Origin of the sequence: Bordetella saccharivorans, from assembly GCF_045862855.1 — a bacterium.
GTDB lineage: Bacteria > Pseudomonadota > Gammaproteobacteria > Burkholderiales > Burkholderiaceae_B > Bordetella_A > Bordetella_A petrii_F.
Map to the genome: position 1 here is coordinate 621,342 of NZ_BAAFZO010000001.1, position 17,232 is coordinate 638,573.

Annotated in this window: 18 protein-coding genes; 7 read left to right on the forward strand and 11 right to left on the reverse strand. The window is 70.0% G+C overall.

The genetic code is table 11. The features are described 5' to 3' along the window. Window positions 1-12: 12 nt before the first annotated feature. From ACKTT0_RS02965 to ACKTT0_RS02995, 7 genes are read right to left on the reverse strand one after another with little or no spacing between them, the layout of a single operon-like run. Window positions 13-738: an amino acid ABC transporter ATP-binding protein gene (locus ACKTT0_RS02965; RefSeq protein WP_407847974.1), complete on the reverse strand. Its 726-nt coding sequence runs from the start codon at window positions 736-738 to the stop codon at window positions 13-15. Window positions 739-760: 22 nt separating this feature from the next. Next, window positions 761-1,456 (reverse strand): amino acid ABC transporter permease, encoded by a 696-nt coding sequence (locus tag ACKTT0_RS02970; protein ID WP_407847976.1) that lies wholly within the window; start codon window positions 1,454-1,456, stop codon window positions 761-763. Continuing rightward, entirely contained in the window at window positions 1,453-2,154 is a 702-nt protein-coding gene (locus ACKTT0_RS02975; RefSeq protein ID WP_407847978.1) for an amino acid ABC transporter permease, read from the reverse strand. Before ACKTT0_RS02975 ends, ACKTT0_RS02970 begins: the two co-directional genes overlap by 4 nt. 46 nt (window positions 2,155-2,200) lie before the next feature. Next, entirely contained in the window at window positions 2,201-3,055 is an 855-nt protein-coding gene (locus ACKTT0_RS02980) for an ABC transporter substrate-binding protein (RefSeq protein WP_407847980.1), read from the reverse strand. A gap of 24 nt (window positions 3,056-3,079) precedes the next feature. Continuing rightward, a complete protein-coding gene (locus tag ACKTT0_RS02985; RefSeq protein ID WP_407847982.1) occupies window positions 3,080-4,684 on the reverse strand; it encodes a rhodanese-like domain-containing protein in 1,605 nt (534 codons plus the stop codon). Next, window positions 4,681-5,865 carry a cystathionine beta-lyase gene (gene metC / locus ACKTT0_RS02990; protein WP_407847984.1) on the reverse strand — a complete coding sequence of 395 codons (1,185 nt, stop codon included), beginning with the start codon at window positions 5,863-5,865 and terminating at the stop codon, window positions 4,681-4,683. The genes ACKTT0_RS02985 and metC overlap by 4 nt, the downstream gene beginning before the upstream one ends. Then, on the reverse strand, window positions 5,865-6,452 hold the full coding sequence (locus ACKTT0_RS02995) for a cysteine dioxygenase family protein (protein WP_407847986.1): 588 nt from the start codon (window positions 6,450-6,452) through the stop codon (window positions 5,865-5,867). Before ACKTT0_RS02995 ends, metC begins: the two co-directional genes overlap by 1 nt. A 143-nt stretch (window positions 6,453-6,595) precedes the next feature. On the opposite strand from ACKTT0_RS02995, the gene ACKTT0_RS03000 reads away from it, so the two are divergent. The 5 genes from ACKTT0_RS03000 to ACKTT0_RS03020 all read left to right on the forward strand — a co-directional run bounded on the left by ACKTT0_RS03000 (window position 6,596) and on the right by ACKTT0_RS03020 (window position 12,103). Then, window positions 6,596-7,459: a LysR substrate-binding domain-containing protein gene (locus tag ACKTT0_RS03000; RefSeq protein WP_407847988.1), complete on the forward strand. Its 864-nt coding sequence runs from the start codon at window positions 6,596-6,598 to the stop codon at window positions 7,457-7,459. A 96-nt stretch (window positions 7,460-7,555) separates the two neighbouring features. Continuing rightward, window positions 7,556-8,281 (forward strand): DUF3348 domain-containing protein, encoded by a 726-nt coding sequence (locus ACKTT0_RS03005; protein ID WP_407847990.1) that lies wholly within the window; start codon window positions 7,556-7,558, stop codon window positions 8,279-8,281. 6 nt (window positions 8,282-8,287) lie between these two features. Beyond that, entirely contained in the window at window positions 8,288-10,843 is a 2,556-nt protein-coding gene (locus ACKTT0_RS03010) for a DUF802 domain-containing protein (RefSeq protein WP_407847992.1), read from the forward strand. Then, entirely contained in the window at window positions 10,840-11,487 is a 648-nt protein-coding gene (locus tag ACKTT0_RS03015) for an OmpA family protein (protein ID WP_407847994.1), read from the forward strand. Before ACKTT0_RS03010 ends, ACKTT0_RS03015 begins: the two co-directional genes overlap by 4 nt. After that, window positions 11,480-12,103, forward strand: a complete 624-nt coding sequence (locus ACKTT0_RS03020; RefSeq protein ID WP_407847996.1) for a DUF2894 domain-containing protein — start codon at window positions 11,480-11,482, stop codon at window positions 12,101-12,103. Before ACKTT0_RS03015 ends, ACKTT0_RS03020 begins: the two co-directional genes overlap by 8 nt. Here ACKTT0_RS03020 and ACKTT0_RS03025 read toward each other — a convergent pair whose 3' ends face one another. The 3 genes from ACKTT0_RS03025 to ACKTT0_RS03035 all read right to left on the reverse strand — a co-directional run bounded on the left by ACKTT0_RS03025 (window position 12,104) and on the right by ACKTT0_RS03035 (window position 14,842). After that, entirely contained in the window at window positions 12,104-12,814 is a 711-nt protein-coding gene (locus ACKTT0_RS03025; RefSeq protein WP_407847998.1) for a ribonuclease activity regulator RraA, read from the reverse strand. A gap of 99 nt (window positions 12,815-12,913) precedes the next feature. Continuing rightward, entirely contained in the window at window positions 12,914-13,576 is a 663-nt protein-coding gene (locus ACKTT0_RS03030) for a Vgb family protein (protein ID WP_407848000.1), read from the reverse strand. 45 nt (window positions 13,577-13,621) lie between these two features. Continuing rightward, window positions 13,622-14,842: a helix-turn-helix domain-containing protein gene (locus ACKTT0_RS03035; RefSeq protein ID WP_407848002.1), complete on the reverse strand. Its 1,221-nt coding sequence runs from the start codon at window positions 14,840-14,842 to the stop codon at window positions 13,622-13,624. A gap of 127 nt (window positions 14,843-14,969) precedes the next feature. Between ACKTT0_RS03035 and ACKTT0_RS03040 the strand changes: the two genes are divergently transcribed. After that, complete coding sequence (locus ACKTT0_RS03040) at window positions 14,970-15,752, forward strand: DUF899 domain-containing protein (protein ID WP_407848004.1); 783 nt, start codon at window positions 14,970-14,972, stop codon at window positions 15,750-15,752. A gap of 21 nt (window positions 15,753-15,773) precedes the next feature. Continuing rightward, a complete protein-coding gene (locus ACKTT0_RS03045; protein WP_407848006.1) occupies window positions 15,774-16,436 on the forward strand; it encodes a copper chaperone in 663 nt (220 codons plus the stop codon). Window positions 16,437-16,449: 13 nt separating this feature from the next. On the opposite strand, the gene ACKTT0_RS03050 is transcribed toward ACKTT0_RS03045, so the two are convergent. Further along, on the reverse strand, window positions 16,450-17,076 hold the full coding sequence (locus ACKTT0_RS03050; protein ID WP_407848008.1) for a DapH/DapD/GlmU-related protein: 627 nt from the start codon (window positions 17,074-17,076) through the stop codon (window positions 16,450-16,452). Window positions 17,077-17,232 lie beyond the last annotated feature (156 nt).

Genomic DNA, 17,232 nt, shown 5'->3' on the forward strand with positions numbered 1-17,232 from the left:
CCCCGCCGGGGCTCAGTGAATGATGTCGGCCAGGAACTTGCGGGCCCGCTCATGGCGCGGGCGCGAGAAGAATTCGGCCGGCGGGGCGTCCTCCAGGATTTCGCCCCGGTCCATGAACCAGACGCGGTCGGCCACTTCGCGCGCGAAGTTCATTTCGTGCGTCACGCACACCATGGTCATGCCTTCGGCGGCCAGGTTCTTCATGACGCCCAGCACCTCGCCGACCATCTCCGGATCCAGCGCGCTGGTGGGCTCGTCGAACAGGATCAGCGGCGGCTTCTGTGCCAGTGCCCGCGCGATCGCCACGCGCTGCTGCTGGCCGCCCGACAGGTTGGCCGGCATGGCGTCGAGCTTGTCGGCCAGGCCGACCTTCCGCAGCAGCTCGCCGGCCAGTTCGTAGGCTTCCTTGCGGGCCATGCCGCCGACCTTGATGGGCGACAGCGCGATATTGTCCTTCACCGACAGGTGCGGGAACAGGTTGAACTGCTGGAACACGAAACCGATGCGGGCGCGCAGGTGGTTGATGTCGATCTTGTCGCCGCTGATGCTCTGGCCCTGCACACGGATGGTGCCGCTCTGGATCTCCTCCAGCTTGTTGATGGTGCGGATCATGGTCGACTTGCCCGACCCCGACGGGCCGCACACCACCAGCACCTCGCCGGTGCGGACTTCGCCGCAGATGTTGTTGAGGGCGTGGTACTTGCGGTACCACTTGTTCACGCTTTCGAACTGGATCATTTGTCTCTCCATGCGCGCCTGGCTATATCGCCAGCCCCAGGCGCCGGTTCTGCAGGTGCTGCTCCAGCCGCTTGGCCAGCCGCGACAGCAGCGCGCACAACAAGAAATAAAACAGCGCCAGCACCAGGTAGGTGCGCAGCGCGCCCGTCAACTCGATACTGTTGATCTGCTGGGCCGAGAACGCCGCTTCCTGGACGCCGATGATGTAGACGATGGAGGTCGCCTTGATGGTCGAGACGAACTGGTTCAGCAGCGACGGGATCATGTTGCTCAGCGCCTGCGGCAGCTGCACCGACCACATGGTCTGGAAATAGCCCAGCCCCACCGCCCGCGCGGCTTCCACCTGGCCGGCCGGCAGCGACTGGATGCCGGCCCGCACGATCTCGGCGAGGAAGGCCGATTCGTAGACGATGATCGCCGCCAGGGCAGTGGAAAACGGCGGCACCTCCATGCCGGTCAGCGCCGGCAGCAGGAAATACGCCCAGAACACGATCATGATCAGCGGGATGGACCGGAAGGTGTAGACCCAGGCCATCGACGCCCATTGCACGGCGCGGTTGTCGCTGGTGCGCGCCACGCCGATCAGCAGGGCGAACGGAAACGCCCCCGCCAGCCCGAGGGCGGCCAGGATCAGCGTGCCGGCGAACCCGCCGATGGGGCCGTTGGGCCACGACCCCACCAGGAACATCATGCCGTAGGTGTGCAGGAACTCGATCATGTTCGACTCCTGAAACTGGCCGGATACTTGCGCGCGAGGTGGGCGCCCAGCGCCGAGATCAGCAACGCCATGCACAAATAAATCAGCGTGGAGATCATGAAGACCTGGAACGTCTGGAAGGTCGCGTTCTCGATCCGCTTGGTCTGGTAGGTCAGGTCCGTGACGCCGATCACCATGGCCAGGCTGGTGTCCTTGAAAAGGATGATGGACCGGTTGATGATGGGCGGCACCGCGTAGCGCACCGCCTGCGGCAGCACCACATAGCACAGCGCCTGCACGGCGCTCAGGCCGACCGAGCGCGCGGCCTCGATCTGCGTCGCCGCGATCGCCCGTATGCCGGAGCGGATGTCCTCGTAGTAATAGGCGCTGACGTTCAGCGACAGCGCGATCAGGGCGAACGAGAATTCGGTATTGCCCTGGTTGATCCAGTCGCGGATCGCCGCGGGCAGGATCTCCGGCATGCCGAAGTACCAGACCAGGATCTGCACTACCGTGGGCACATTGCGGTGATATTCCACATAAAGCGCCACCAGCGCCCGCACGATGCGCGACGGCACCAGGTTGACGCCGGTCAGCGCCAGCGCCACCAGGAAGCCGCCCGCCAGCGCGCCGGCGAACAGGCGCAGCGTAATGCCGACGCCGGTCATGAGCATGCCCATGATCTCCGGGTCGGACAGCATAGAGAAAGAAAAATCCATGGGAATGGCGGAGGCGCCGCGGCGCCTCCCTGCTCCGGTTGCCTGGCTACTTGGCCGCGTCGGCCTGGGAAGCCGTCGCCACCGACTCCACCTTGAAGTCGCGCTTCATCTTGTAGATGGAACCCGCGCCCATCCACTTGTCGTAGATGCGGGTCAGCTCGCCCGACTTGTCCAGCGCGGCGATCGCCTGGTTGATGGCCGCCAGCAGCTCGGGCTCGCCCTGCTTGACGATGATGCCGATGTGCTCGGTATGGGTGGGCTGCTCCAGCAAGGCGGTGGGCTTGCCTTCCTCGCGCGAGTCGTTCAGGAACCGGCGCAGCACCAGCTCGCCCGCGGTCATGGCGGCCACCTTGCCGCTCTGCAGCCCCACATAGCATTGCGAGATGTTCTGGAAGGTCAGCACCTGGGCATCCTGCAGCACTTTCTGCGCGATCGCGGCCGAACTCGAGCCCGACGAGGCGCAGACCTTCTTGTCCTTCAGGTCGGCCAGCGTCTTGATGCCGGAATCCTCCTTGACCAGCACCTTGATGTAGCCCTGCAGGTACTGGTCGCTGAAATCGACCTGCTCGGCGCGCTTGGGCAGCCACGCCACCGCGCCGGCCATCATGTCGACCCGGCCCATCTTCACCTCCGGGATGCGCGCCTCGGTCGAGACCGGCTTGTGCTGGACCTTCAGCCCCATCTCGCCGGCCACGGCCTTGCACATGTCGACGTCGTAGCCGACGTACTCGCGGGTGGCCGGGTCCTGGTAGCCATAGGGCGCGCTGGCGTTCTGCGTGCCGCACACGATGGTGCCGCGCGCCTTGATGTCGTCCAGCTGGCTGGCCGCCGCCGGGCCGGCCCAGGCCGCCGCGGCGATGACGGCCCCCAGGGCCAAGTATTTGTTGATCGGGTGGTGCATGTCTTCTCTCCTCCTGTGTCAGGGCTAGGCGCCCACTGAGAACGTCCTGCGTTCCTGTTCGTCGATCTGCGATACCAGGTTGGTTTCCCATTCCAGGTACTTGCGCGCCGCCTCCTTGTTGCCGTCGTGGCGGTCGTGCACGAAGAACAGGTAATCGATGCAGACCTCGTCCGGCAGGTCGGCGTTGTCGGCCAGCGGCAGGCCCGACGCGCGCAGGGCCGCGTCGTCGATCACGCACAGATGAATATCGCGCCGGCCGGCCTGTTCCAGGTCGTGGGCCAGCAGGCCGAGCCTGGCGCGGCTGTCGCCCAGCAGCAGCAGCGGCCCCGCCGGCCGTCCGGCGAGCTGCTGCGGCAGCATCGGGCGGATCGTCCACGCCGCGCCCCGCAGGCTGGCCTGGCGGAACCGGGCGCTGGGCCGGGCGTCCAGGATGGCCGCGTCGGGATGGGCCGCGACGAACGCGGCCAATTGCTCCGCCGGCACCTCGCGGGTATGCGCCAGCGCCGGGGCAGGCGCGGCGCCCGCCGGCAGCTCGCCCAGGTCTTGCGGGCAGGCGAGCAGGCTGACGTCCCAGCCGAGCTGCTTGAGCCAGCTCGCCACCACCGGCGCCCGGATGCCGTCGGTGTCGCACAGCACGATGCGCGCCTTGCGCACGCCGATGTACTGGTCGGTGGCCTGGATCAACTGCCCGCCCGGCGTATGCTGCGCCAGCGCCGGCAGGTCGCCCTGCCGGTGTTCCTCCTCGGTGCGCACGTCGCACAGGAAGACATTGCGGCTCGCGTCGGCCAGCCAGGCGCGCACTTGCGCCGCGTCCACGACGGGCAGCGCGAACTTGTCGCGCAACCGGCCGGCGCGCTCGCGCAGCGCGTCCAGGCCTTGCGCCGGGACGTGCTCGGGATACACCCGGCCGGACTGGTGTTCGAGCGGCAGGTCGGCCAGGTACCAGCCCTGGGTGCCGTTTTCGAGCGCGTAGACTTCGTTGGGGATGCCCAGGTTGATCAGCGTCTGCGCGCCGATGATGCTGCGCGTGCGGCCGGCGCAGTTGATCACGATCTTGGTGCGCGGGTCGGGCGCCAGTTCGCCGATGCGCAGCGCCAGTTCGCCGTTGGGGCAGCAGATGGCGCCCGGGATGTTCATCTTCCGGTACTCGGCCACCGGCCGGCCGTCCAGCACGATGAGATTCTCCGACGCATCGTTGAGCATCTCGTGCAGCTTGCCGGCCGACACGCTGGGCGTGTGATAGACATGCTCGGCGATCTCGCCGAATGTCTTGCTGGGCAGGTTGACGCCCGCGAAGGTGGCATAGCCGGCCTCGGCCCAGGCCTCGATGCCGCCCCGCAGCACGTGCACCTGGCCGTAGCCCAGGCCTTGCAGCACGCGCGCGGCCGCCAGCACCGCGGACTCGGTGCGGTTATCGCCATAGATCACCATGCGCGTGCCGGTGCGCGGCACCAGCCGCGCGATGTGCAGTTCCAGTTCGCTGTAGGGCAGCGGCACGGCGAAGAACAAGTGGTTCTCGCCAAACTGGCCATGCTCGCGCACGTCCAGCAGGGCCAGCTCGGCCTCGTCGTGAATCCACGTTTTCAGGTCGCGGGCCTCGATGTACCGCGGGGTTGAGTCGTTCATCATGCAATCGCTTGTTGTTGTGATAAACCGGGCAGCGCATCCAGCAGCGCGCCCAGGTCCTGCCGCAGGTCGGCCGGATCTTCCAGGCCGACGTGCAGGCGCAGCAGGTAGCCGGGCGCCGGGACCTGGCCGGCCAGGCGCGTGCGCGCGATGTCCACCGGCAGTACCAGGCTTTCATAGCCGCCCCACGACGAGCCGATGCCGAACAACTGCAGCCGGCCGATGGCCGCCTCCACGGCGGCGGCCGGCAGCGCCGGATCGAACTCGATGGTCAGCAGGCCGTTGCTGCCTTGCGCGTCGCGGCGCCACAGCGCATGGTTCGGGTCGCCGGGCAGCGCGGGGTGGAAGACCGTCCTGATGGCCGGCTGGCCGGCCAGCCAGGCCGCGATCTCGAGCGCGCTTTGCGCATGCCGCCGCATCCGCAGATCGAGCGTGCGCAGCCCGCGCAGCACCAGGAAGGCGTCCTCGGCCGACACCGTCTGGCCGAGGTTGACGCTGACGTTCTCGATCGCGTCGAAATGCGCGCCGGTGGTGGTCACCGAGCCCATCATGACGTCCGAGTGGCCGCCCAGGTATTTGGTGGCCGCCACCACCGAGATATCGCAGCCCAGCGCCAGGGGTTGGCAGGCCAGGCCCGAGCCCCAGGTGTTGTCGGCGCACAGCACGATGCCGCGGGCCCGGCAGGCCTGGGCGATGGCCGGCAGGTCCAGCATGTCGTAAAGCAGCGAACTGGGCGACTCGGCATAGACCATGCGCGTCTCGGGCCGCAGGTGGCGCTGCCAGCCGGCGTCGCGGGCGCTGAAGAAGCTGTGGCTGATGCCGTAATGCACCAGTTGCGTCGCGCACAGGCGCCTGACCGGCTCGTACACGCCCTCGGAGATCAGCACGTGATCGCCCGTCTTCAGGCAGGCCAGCAGGGTGGCGGCGATGGCGGCCAGCCCGGTCGGGAACAGCTTGCTGCGATGCCCGCCTTCCAGTTCGGTGATGGCGTCTTCCAGCGCGTATACCGTTTCGTTGCCGCGCGCGCCGTAGGACAGCACCCGTTGCGTCTCGCGCTGCTGGCGCGCGTCGCGCCATTGCTCGAGGCTGTCGAACAGGTAAGTGCTGCCTTTCACGATGGGCGTGTTGGCCCAGCCGGAGGCCGGCCGGCCCATGTGCGCCAGCCGCGTCGAGCGGGCGCGCATCACGCGCTCCGGCGCGTCTGCACGCCCACCGACATGACCTTGCAGGTGTGGTTCTCGGTGTCGTAGGCCAGGCGCTGGTCGAGTTTTTCGAGCGCCAGCCCGTACATGTGCAGGTGGCGGATGCTGGCATCCTCGATGCGCACCGCGTGGATGTCGTCCGCCAGCAGGGCGATGCCCTGGCCGGGCGAGACCATCTGCACGCCCGTCTCGCGCAGCGTGGCGTGGCCGGGCCGGCTGCCGTCGTCGGTGCGCTCGTACAGGTAATTGCTCTCGGTGCCTTCCACGGCCGCGATGCAGGCCCAGGTCGTGTGGTTGTGGGGCACGATCTTCTTGCCCGGCCTCATCACGTTCAGGTACAGCGCGTAAGTGCTGTCCGGCTCTTCGTGGATCAGGTAGCGGGCCTGCAGTTCATCGCCTTCCGGCGCGGGATAGTCCGCCTCGGACCACCACTGCGGGCGCGCGGCGATCTCCACCAGCGCGTCCAGCACGACGGCGAGGTTCTCGCGCGTGACGTGGCCGCCGGTCTGCTGTTTTGCGGTGTCGATGAAGCGGGCGATGGCCGCCTGCTTGTCGTGGGCTTGGGTCATGGGTCGTCTCCTGTAGCGAAGACGACTATAGGAGCGGGGTCCCCTGCCCACAAATTAATTGTTATAAGAAACATATAAGCACCCCTAATCCTTTATCTATGAAATCGCCGCTCGGCGAGATCGCGCGTTTAAGGGTAATCCCCATGAAAAATCTCGACCTCGACCTGCTGCGCACACTGGTAACCGTAGAAAAGGCTAATACATTCTCGGGCGCTGCCCAGGCCCTGTACAAGACGCAGTCGGCCGTCACGCAGCAGATGCAGCGGCTGGAAAGCCAGATGGGCTGCCCGCTGTTCCAGAAGAAGGGGCGGCGCCGCATCCTGACCGCGCAGGGCCAGCAGCTGGCCGACTACGGCCGGCGGCTGCTCGCCATCAATGACGAGGCCTTGCGCAGCATCGGGCGCAACCAGATGGAAGGCCAGATCAAGCTGGGCGCGCCGCTCGACGTGGCCGACACCATCCTGCCGCCGGTGCTGACGCACATCGCGCGCCACGCGCCCAAGGTGCGCATGGAGATCCGCGTGGACCGCAGCCCGTTCCTGATGGAAGCCCTGGAATCGGGCGACATCGACCTGACCATCTCGACCCGCACCAGCCCCGACCTGGTCGGCTTTGCCCTGCGGACCTCGCCCACGGCCTGGATATGCGCCGCCGACTACGTCTACAACCGGCGCGCTCCCCTGCCCCTGATCCTGGCCGACGAACCGAGCATCTTCCGCCGGCTGGCGCTCGAGGCGCTGGCGCAGACCCGCCTGACCTGGCACATCAACTACCTGGCGCCCACGCTGGTGGGCATCAAGGCGGCGGTGCGGGCGGGACTGGGCGTGACCGCACGCAGCGTGGAGCTGCTGGGCGCCGACATGCGCGTGCTGGGCGAGGCCGACGGCCTGCCGCCGCTGCCGCCCATGACCTACATGCTGTGGACGCGCGGCGACACCATCAGCCCGCTGACCCTCGCCATCTACGAAATGCTCAAGGCCCACTTCGAACAGCAGGAAGCCGCCTAGCGCCGCCACGACGGGCACTTGTTTTCACATTTTGTTGCGATTGTGCGCGTCCCTGCCGCGCACCCTGTAAACTGCCGGATTTTCGACTCTGGCGGTATGGTTCAAGTACCCCGGCGTACAGGCGTCAGCGGACCGGCCCTGGTCCGCTTGCTGACCCGCCTGGCACACGCCGATATCTCCGAATCCGGGCAATCGCTTGCGGACCGGCTGAGCCTGTGGCTCGGCTGGACGGACGCGATTGCCCTGTCGGCCGTGCTGGACAGCGGTGCCCAGGCGGCCCCGGCCGGCGCGCCGGCATCCGACGGCGCCGAGGAACACGAATGCGCCCGCCTGCGGGCCGCGCTGGCAGATGCCATCGACGACGACGGCACGCGCGCGCGCGCGCCGATCCTGCGGCGCGGCCAGCCCGTCGTGCGCGAGACGCCGCCCGACGCCGGCACCGATTACGCGCCGCATCGGCAACGCTACCTGGCCCTGCAGCAGACCATGGAGACCCGCATCGGCCAGTTGCGCAGCCGGCTACGGGCGATCCTGGCCGGCATGCCGGGCATGGCCCGGCTGGCCATGATGGACGCGGTCATGGACCGCTCGCTCGGCGCGCACGAACGGCGCCTGCTGGCCGCCGTGCCCACCCTGCTGGAAAGCCATTTCGCGCGCTTGCGCCAGGCAGCACAGGACGCGCCGGACGAACCGGCGGCGGCCGCGCCGGCCCCGTGGCTGGCCACTTTCCGGCAGGACATGCGCAGCGTCCTGCTGGCCGAACTGGACATTCGCCTGCAACCGGTCGAGGGGCTGCTGGCCGCCCTGCGCGACCGCCCCTAGGACACCATGACCCGACATCTCGTTCATTCCGTTGTTTTCCTGGCCGGCCTGGCCGTCGTGTGCTGGATCGGCGCCGGCTACCTCGGCTCCAACCCCCTGGCCCTGGCCGTGACCGGCCTGATTGCCCTGTTCTACCTGGCCGGCGCGCTGGAACTGCTGCGCTACCGCCAGGGCACCGCCACCCTCACGCGCGCCCTGGCAGGCCTGTCCGAAGCGCCGGCCAGCCTCGGCCAATGGCTCGGCCAACTGCATCCCGGCCTGCGCAACGCCGCGCGCCTGCGCATCGAGGGCGAACGCGCGGCCTTGCCGGGGCCGGCGCTGGCGCCGTACCTGGCCGGCCTGCTGGTGCTGCTGGGCATGCTGGGCACCTTCCTGGGCATGGTGGCCACGCTGCGCGGCACCGGCCTGGCGCTGGAAAGCGCGGTCGACCTGCAAGCCATCCGCGCCTCGCTGGCGGCGCCGGTCAAGGGCCTGGGATTCGCCTTCGGCACCTCGGTAGCGGGCGTGGCCAGTTCGGCCGCCCTGGGGCTGCTGGCCGCACTGTGCCGGCGCGAGCGCCTCGAGGCGGCGCAGGCGCTCGACGCGAGCATCGCGACCACGCTGCGGATCTATTCGCAGAGCCACCAGCGCGAGGAGAGCTTCAAGCTGCTGCAGCGGCAGGCCGAGGCCATGCCGGCCCTGGTCGACCGGCTGCAGGCCATGATGGCAGCGCTGGAACGGCAGACCCAGGCCATGAACGAGCGGCTGGCCGCCGGCCAGGACGACTTCCACGGCAAGACGGAAGCCGCCTACACGCGCCTGGCCGCATCGGTCGAGCAATCGCTCAAGCAGAGCGCCGCCGACAGCGCGCGCGCCGCCGGCGCGGCGATCCAGCCGGCCGTGGAGGCGGCGCTGGCGGGCCTGGCGAGCCAATCCGCCGCGCTGCAGGACCAGGTGGCCAATGCGGTGCAGCGGCATCTCGACGGCCTGGCCGGCCGGTTCGAGGCCACCACCGCCACCGTGGGCGACATCTGGAGCCGCGCACTGGATGGGCAGCAACAGGCCAACGCCACCCTCAACACCAAGCTGGACGCGGCGCTGCAGCGCTTCGCCGCGACTTTCGAACAGCGTTCGGCCAGCCTGCTCGACGGCGTGGCCGGACGCCTGGACACGGCGGCCAGCCAGGCCGCCGGCGCCTGGAGCGCCGCCCTGGCCGAGCAGGAACGCGTCAATGCCAAGCTGGACGCCGCCCTGCAGCGCCATGCGGACGCCTTCGAGCAGCGCTCGGCCGGCCTGCTCGATGGCATGGCCGAACGCCTGGACGCCGCGGCCGCCAATGCCGCCAGCGCCTGGAGCGGCGCCCTGGCGGGCCAGGAGCGCGTCAACGACAAACTGGCCGCATCGCTGCAGCACTATGCCGATACGTTCGAGCAGCGCTCGGCTGGCCTGCTCGACGGCGTATCCGCGCGCCTCGATGCCGCCGCCGGCCAGGCCGCCGGCGCCTGGACTTCGGCCTTGGCCGAACAAGAGCGCGCCAGCGAAAAGCTGGCCGATTCCCTGCAGTGCTTCACCGACACGTTCGAGCAACGCTCGGCCAGCCTGATCGACGGCGTATCCGCGCGCCTCGATGCCGCCGCCGGCCAGGCCGCCGGCGCCTGGACTTCGGCCCTGGCCGAGCAGCAACGCGTCAACGGCAAGCTGGCCGACGACAGCCAGCGCGCCCTGACGGCGGCGGCGGCCGCATTCGAGCAGCATTCGGCCGGCTTGCTGCGCGCGCTGGGCCAGTCGCACGCCGAATTGCAGGCGCAATTGGTGTCCCAGGACCAGCAGCGGCTGGCGGCCTGGAACGACAGCCTGGGCGCCATCGCCGCCACGCTGCGCCAGGAGTGGGAGCAAGCCGGCGCGCACGCCAGCAGCCGCCAGCAGGAAATCTGCGATGCACTGGCCCGCGCGGCGCACGATATCTCGTCGCAGACCGGGGCACAGGCGCGCGACACCATCGCCGAGATCGCCCGGCTGGTGCAGGCCGCGTCGGAGGCTCCCAAGGCGGCCGCCGAGGTCATCGGCGAACTGCGCCAGAAGCTCTCCGAAGGCATGGAACGCGACAACGCCATGCTGGAAGAGCGCAGCCGCCTGCTGGAAACGCTCGGCACGCTGCTCGACGCCGTCAACCATGCCGCCACCGAGCAGCGCACGGCGGTCGACGCGCTGGTCTCGAGCTCCGCCGAGCTGCTGGACCGGGTCGGCAGCCAGTTCGTCGCCAAGGTCGAGGACGAAACCGGCAAGCTCGGCAGCGTCGCCGCGCAGGTGACCGGCAGCGCGGCCGAAGTCGCCAGCCTGGGCGAGGCATTCGGCGCGGCCGTGCAGCTGTTCAGCCAGTCCAATGACAAGCTGGTCGATCACCTGCAGCGCATCGAGACCGCCCTGGATAAATCCATGACGCGCAGCGACGAGCAGCTTGCCTATTACGTCGCGCAGGCGCGCGAAGTCGTCGACCTGAGCCTGATGTCGCAGAAGCAGATCGTCGAAGACCTGCAACAGCTCGCCGCCCAGCGGGCCCCGGCCGGCAGCGAAACCGCATGAACGAGGAAATCGACGCCGGCGTGGAATCGACCGCCCCGGCATGGACCGTGTTCGGCGACCTGATGTCCGTATTGCTGGGCGCCTTCGTGCTGGTGCTGGTGAGCGTCATCGGCGTGCAACTGGAGCTGTCCGCCAGGCTGGAAGACGAAGTCAAGCAGCGCCAGCACGAAACCGAGCGGCGCGAGGCGCTGGAACAGGCCCTGGCGGGCCCACTGGCCGAAGGCCGGGTCACCTTCGTGGACGGACGCATCGGCATCAGCGGCAGCGTGCTGTTCGCGCTGAACTCCGACCAGCTGCAGCCCGAGGGCCTGGACATCCTGAAGAGCCTGGTGACGCCGCTGACCGCCTATTTGCAGGCGCACGACGAAATCCTGATGGTCAGCGGCTTCACCGACGACCTGCCGGTGCATGGCACCAATCGCCGCTTCGCCGACAACTGGGACCTGTCCGCGCAACGGGCCCTGACCGTGACGCGCGCCCTGATCGACGCCGGCATCGCGCCCTCCTCGGTCTTCGCGGCCGCATTCGGCGCGCAGCAGCCGGTGGCCCCGAATGTCGATGACGCCGGCCGCGCGAAGAACCGCCGCGTCGAGATCGCGCCGGTGCCCCGGCCCTCCACCGCCACGGTGGCCGCGCGTGGATAACGCCGGCCCGCGCGACGCCCAGGCGACGCTCGACGCGTGGCGCGAGCGCGGCGCCGATCGCCTGGACCCCGCCCGCTTCCATTTCATCGCGGCGCTGGCGCGCCGCGCCGCGGGCCATGAGGGCGAGGCGCGCCGCATCCTGGACGAGCGGCTGGCCGGGCTGCTGCAAGCATATGGCGAAGCCGTGGAACAGGCGTGCCGCGCGGAGGCCGCCGATCGCGCGCAAGCTCCCGCCGCGCCGGCGGGACCGTTCGCCGGACTGCTGCGCCAATTCGCCCGCGACGGCCAGGCGGACGGCCCAGCCCCGGAAGGCGGTTATCCGGAACTGGCGGCGCTCGATTATTTCCGCGCAACCTGGGCCAGGCTCAGCACCGACCGGCAACTGCGCCAATCGGAAGCGCAGGTGCCCCAGAATGCCGGCCCGCTCAATTCGAACCACCTGGTGCACCGCGCGCTGTCACTGATGCACGAACTGTCGCCGGCCTACGTGCGCCAATTCCTGGCATACCTGGATGCCCTGGCCTGGCTGGACCAGCTGCAGGCCGCGACGTCGGCGCCCGCCGCCCCCGCCGCGGCGCGGCCGCGCAAGGCCGGCGGCCGCGGACGCGCTCAGTAGCTAGCGCGCTCTCGTGGCGGCCTCGTAGCGGGCCCGCTGTTCGGCATTGGGCGGATACAGCCCTGGCAGGGCCGCGCCGGCCTGCACCTCGTCCATGATCCAGCCTTCCAGGCGTTCCTGTTCGACCGCCAGCGCCACCACCTCGTCCAGCAGCGCCGCCGGGATGACCACCGCGCCATCCTGGTCGGCCACGATGACATCGTCGGGAAACACCGCCACGCCGCCGCAGCCGACCGGCTGCTGCCAGTCCACGAAGGTCAGCGCGGCCACCGAGGGCGGCGCGGCCGCGCCGCGCGCCCACACCGGCAAGCCGGTGGACAGCACGCCGGCCAGGTCGCGCACGGCGCCGTCGCTGACCAGCGCCGCCACGCCGCGGCGCGCCATGCGCGCGCACAGGATGTCGCCCCAGAAGCCGGCGTCCGTGACGCCTTGCGCATCGACCACGGCGACGCAGCCGGCCGGCATCTGCTCGATGGCGGCGCGGGTCGATTTGGGCGAACTCCACGACTCCGGCGTCGCCAGGTCCTCGCGCGCCGGGATGAAGCGCGCCGTAAAGGCGCGGCCGACAATGCGCGGCAACCCCGGCGCCAGCGGAACGGCGCCGCGGATCCAGACATTGCGCAGGCCCTTCTTGAGCAGGATGGTGGTCAGGGTGGCGGTCGTCACGCCAGCCAGCGCCTCGAAGGCGGCGGCGTCTTTCGTAGCATCCACGGGCATCTCCAGGAAGAAGCGGCCGGCATCGGCCGCGCTGCCCGCAGTGTATCGCCCGGATCGGCTCACACAGTGAAGGACGCCCCGCACCAGCCGGCCCTACGCCGCGCCCGGCCGGCCGGCGGGCCGGCGCGCGGGCCGGCGCACCACCCTGACCTTGCCGCTGGCGCCGCCGCCGCAGAAGAAGCGTTCGGCGCCATCCGATTCCAGTCCCGACACGCCGGTACCGGCCGGCATCTCCAGCACGTCCAGCACTTCGCCGCTGCGCGGGTCGAGGCGCCGCAGGTCGCTGGCGTCTGCTTCCCAGGTGCCGTGCCAGAGTTCGCCGTCGACCCAGGTCACGCCGGTCACGTAGCGGTTCGATTCGATGGTGCGCAGGATGGCGCCCGTGGCGGGATCGACCTGCACGATCTTGCGTTCCGGATAGCGGCCGACCCACAGCGAGCCCTCGGCCCACGCCAGTCCGGAGTTGCCCGCGCCCGCGGGGGCCGGGATGGTGCCGACCACCTCCCCCGTGCCCGGGTCGATCTTCTGGATGCGCTCGCCCGAGATCTGGTACAGGTACTTGCCATCGAAGGCGGTGCCCGCGTCGGCCGGCACGTCTATGGCGCGCGCCAGGCTGCCGCTGTCGGGGTCCATGGCGTTGAGCTGCCGCCCGGTGGCGACCCATACATGCCGGCCGTCAAAGCTGACTCCATGCACATCGTCGACCCCCGGGAAGGGCCCGTATTCGCGAATGATTTCGGCTGCTGATCGGTTCATGGCTTTCTCCTCGCCGGTGGCTGCATGTGGTTCATGGCTTCCATGCTAGCCGTCCGGCAGCGCCATGGGGAGTAACAAGCTTGGCGTGAATCCGGGCATCGGCGGCGCGACCCAGCGGCGCGCCCGGCCATGCCCGAGCGCCTGGGCCTTGCCGGCCGCGGCCAGCGCCTCCAGCGCGCGCTGCACCGTGCGCTGGCTGGCGTCCAGCGCCAGCGCCAGGGCCGAGCTGGACCAGGCTTCGCCATCGGCCAGCAGCGCCAGCACCGCCGCGTGCGGCTCATCGACGGGCTGGGCCAGGACGATAGGCGCGGCTGGCCAATGCGGCCGCAGCGCATAGCCGCCGGGCGTCGCCGCGACGCCCGCCAGGGCGTGCAGCGCGCGGCGCAGGCGCCCGATCTCGACGCGCAGGCGCACGCGGTGCGAATCGTCGGGGCGGCGCGCGCGGAACACGCGGGCGATCAGCTCGTCCCTGGGCACGTCGCGCGGCCATGCCTCGGCCAGCAGGCGCGCCAGCGCGAACAGCACCGGACGCCGCGCCAACGCCACCGTGGCGTGCGCGTCGCGCACCACATGGCGGCACGCGTCAACCACCAGCGCGGGCGAGCCGAGCAGCGCTTCGAGCTGGTCGAGCGACAGGAGCTGTTCGCCGTGTGGCCCGACCCGCCGCGCCGCGGGCGCATCCAGCAGGCGCGCCATGCCGTCGACCTCGGCGGCGAGCGCCGGAATGCCCGCCTGGCCGGCCACGCGCGCCGCCCGGGCCAGCGCCTGGCGGGCCGACCGGGCGCGCAGGCGCCGCATGGCGATGCCCGCCAGCGCCAGTTCGTGAGTGGCCTTGAACGCCATGGGCAGGCGGGCCGGATCCAGGCCGGCCAGCAAGCGCTCGGCCTCGTCCAGCCGGCCGATCAGCAGCAGGCGGCGCAGTTCCAGGTAGCGCGCATGGGCGGCGTTCACCTGGTCGCCGTGCGCTTCTAGCGTCGCCCGCGCGGCCTCGAGCGACTTGGACGGCCAGTTGAGTTCGCGCGCAGCCAGCGCGATCTCGGCTTCGGCGATGACGCAGCGGGCGCGGGCGACCGCGCTGCCGGCGCCGAACGCGCGCGCCGCGCTGCGCACCAGCGCGCGGGCGCGCGCGAATTCGCCCAGCTGGGCCATCGCGATGCCGCGCAACGCCAGCGCCGGCGCGTCGTCGCGCAGCGCGACGCGGTTCAGCGCGGCGAGCGGATCACCGGCCGCCAGCGCGCGCGCCGCGGCCTGGATGAGCACGTCCATCGGAATCCCGCCACACTTGTCACTCCCCCCGTTCGATGTGGCGATCCTAACCTATCGCATCAGGACCAACCAGCGCGCCAGCGCGGCCATCCCGGCCGGCGCGGCGCGACATCCAACGGAGGACACCATGCAGGCAACCCACACCACCGGCACCCGGCAGGACTGGCTCGCGGCGCGGCTCGAACTGCTCGAGGCGGAAAAGGAACTGACGCGGCGCAGCGACGAGCTGGCACGGCGCCGCCAGGCGCTGCCCTGGGTCCGCATCGACAAGCCGTACCAATTCGAGACGGATGCCGGCCAGGCCACACTGGCCGATCTGTTCCAGGGCCGCTCGCAACTGCTGGTCTATCACTTCATGTTCGGGCCGGACTACCGGGCGGGCTGCCCCTCGTGCTCGGCCATCGCCGACGGCTTCGACGGCTGCGTCGCGCACCTGGCCAACCACGACGTGACTCTGATGGCGGTATCGCGCGCGCCGCTGGCCAAGTTGCAGGCATACAAGCAGCGCATGGGCTGGAGCTTCCCCTGGGCCTCGTCGGCCGGCAGCGATTTCAATGCCGATTTCAACATCTGGTTCACCGAAGCGCAGCAGCGCGCCGGCGACATCGAATACAACTACCAGCGCGAAACGCGCTTCGAATGGCGCCCCGGACAGGAAGGCGGCGGCGTCCAGGCGGAGAACCAGATGGCTGCCATGTGCGGCACCGACCGAGCCACTTATCACCGCGACCGGCCCGGCATGAGCGCTTTCGTGCTGGAAGACGGCGCCGTCTACCACACCTATTCGACCTACGCGCGCGGGCTCGACGGACTGTGGGGCATGTACCAGTGGCTGGACCGCGCGCCGAAAGGACGCAACGAGACCGGCATCTGGTGGCGCCGCCACGACGAATACGCGCGCCCCGAGTAGCCGGCGCCGCGGACGATCGCCATGTTCGACGCGCTGCCGGCCTGCGGCGACCGCCTGGCCTGGGCCATGTGGCTGCCGCTGCCCGGCCAGTCCTGGCCGGGCGCCGCCCTGTCGTTCGCGGCCATGTGGCTCGCCATGATGGCGGCCATGATGCTGCCGGTCCTGCTGCCCGCGTTATGGCGCCATCGCCTGGCCGGCGGGCCGGCGCGGCAGGCCTGGTGGATGGGGCAGGCAGGGCTGGCCTACCTGTCCGTGTGGGCGCTGGTCGGCCTCGCCGTCTATCCGCTCGGCGCGGCCTGGGCGACGGCGCAACTGGCGCGGCCGGCGCTGGCGCAGGCCACGCCGCTGCTGGGCGCGCTGGCCATGCTGGCGGCCGGCGCGCTGCAGTTCAGCGCCTGGAAGGCCCGCCACCTGGCGGGCTGCCGCCAGGCGCCGCGCCATGGCCGCGACGCCGGTTGGCGCCACGGCCTGCGCCTCGGCCGGCATTGCGCCGGCAGTTGCGCCGGACCGATGGCGGCCCTGCTCGCCTTCGACATGATGGACCCCGCCGCCATGGCGGCGGTCACCGCCGCCGTCATGCTCGAACGGCTGGCGCCGGATCCCCTGCGCGCGGCGCGTGTCCTTGGCATTGCGGCCATCGGCGCCGGTCTTTACCTGCTGGCGCAAGCCGCCATTCCAGCCTGAGGCGCGCCCGCGCTCAGCCCCATTTGGCGCAAAAGGCCCGCGCATCCGCCTGCTGGAAATCGGCCAGCCGCGCGGCGATGAGATCCTCCGGCCAGTTCCACCAGGCGATGGCCTGCAGGCGCCGGGCCGTGTCCTGGTCGAAGCGGTCGCGGATCTTGCGCGCCGGCACGCCGGCGACGATGGTGTACGGCGCCACATCGCGGCTGACCACTGCGCCGGCGGCCAGCACCGCGCCGTCGCCGATCTCCACGCCGGGCAACACGATGGCGCCGTGGCCGATCCAGACATCGTTGCCGATGACGATCCGGTCGCCGCGCCGATCGCCGAAAAACCCGGCATCGCGGCGTGCATCGGCAAAGTAATATTCCGGACAATACGTAAACCGATGCTGGGACGCCCGGCCCATGGGATGGTTGGGCGCGCCGATGCGCACGTGCGCTGCAATGGCGCAAAACCGCCCGATCTCGGCATCGGCGATCATGCAGCGCTCGCCCACGTAGGAATAGTCTCCCAGCGTCGCGTATTCCACGACGGTGTCGTGCAGGATCTCGCAGCGCCGCCCTATGGCGGCTTCGCGCAGCCTGGCGGCCGGGCTGATGACGGTGTCGGCAATCTTCGGGGTCGGCGGGGAATCCGGCATGGTCGTGTGGCCTGGACAAGAACAAGCCGTGCACTATAGGCGGCCAGCATGACGCGCGCATTTCTTGATATATACGTCTAGACAAATACAGACCTGCCACAGTCGGTCACGAATAAGCGCTTTGGTCACGAATAAGCCATTTCGAAACGATTACAA

Excerpts from the sequence above, each read along its gene's own strand:
- ACKTT0_RS02965 (WP_407847974.1), bottom strand. The coding sequence starts at position 738 with ATGATCCAGTTCGAAAGCGTGAACAAGTGGTACCGCAAGTACCACGCC.
- ACKTT0_RS02970 (WP_407847976.1), bottom strand. The coding sequence starts at position 1,456 with ATGATCGAGTTCCTGCACACCTACGGCATGATGTTCCTGGTGGGGTCG.
- ACKTT0_RS02975 (WP_407847978.1), bottom strand. The coding sequence starts at position 2,154 with ATGGATTTTTCTTTCTCTATGCTGTCCGACCCGGAGATCATGGGCATG.
- ACKTT0_RS02980 (WP_407847980.1), bottom strand. The coding sequence starts at position 3,055 with ATGCACCACCCGATCAACAAATACTTGGCCCTGGGGGCCGTCATCGCC.
- ACKTT0_RS02985 (WP_407847982.1), bottom strand. The coding sequence starts at position 4,684 with ATGATGAACGACTCAACCCCGCGGTACATCGAGGCCCGCGACCTGAAA.
- metC (WP_407847984.1), bottom strand. The coding sequence starts at position 5,865 with ATGCGCGCCCGCTCGACGCGGCTGGCGCACATGGGCCGGCCGGCCTCC.
- ACKTT0_RS02995 (WP_407847986.1), bottom strand. The coding sequence starts at position 6,452 with ATGACCCAAGCCCACGACAAGCAGGCGGCCATCGCCCGCTTCATCGAC.
- ACKTT0_RS03000 (WP_407847988.1), top strand. The coding sequence starts at position 6,596 with ATGAAAAATCTCGACCTCGACCTGCTGCGCACACTGGTAACCGTAGAA.
- ACKTT0_RS03005 (WP_407847990.1), top strand. The coding sequence starts at position 7,556 with ATGGTTCAAGTACCCCGGCGTACAGGCGTCAGCGGACCGGCCCTGGTC.
- ACKTT0_RS03010 (WP_407847992.1), top strand. The coding sequence starts at position 8,288 with ATGACCCGACATCTCGTTCATTCCGTTGTTTTCCTGGCCGGCCTGGCC.
- ACKTT0_RS03015 (WP_407847994.1), top strand. The coding sequence starts at position 10,840 with ATGAACGAGGAAATCGACGCCGGCGTGGAATCGACCGCCCCGGCATGG.
- ACKTT0_RS03030 (WP_407848000.1), bottom strand. The coding sequence starts at position 13,576 with ATGAACCGATCAGCAGCCGAAATCATTCGCGAATACGGGCCCTTCCCG.
- ACKTT0_RS03035 (WP_407848002.1), bottom strand. The coding sequence starts at position 14,842 with ATGGACGTGCTCATCCAGGCCGCGGCGCGCGCGCTGGCGGCCGGTGAT.
- ACKTT0_RS03040 (WP_407848004.1), top strand. The coding sequence starts at position 14,970 with ATGCAGGCAACCCACACCACCGGCACCCGGCAGGACTGGCTCGCGGCG.
- ACKTT0_RS03045 (WP_407848006.1), top strand. The coding sequence starts at position 15,774 with ATGTTCGACGCGCTGCCGGCCTGCGGCGACCGCCTGGCCTGGGCCATG.
- ACKTT0_RS03050 (WP_407848008.1), bottom strand. The coding sequence starts at position 17,076 with ATGCCGGATTCCCCGCCGACCCCGAAGATTGCCGACACCGTCATCAGC.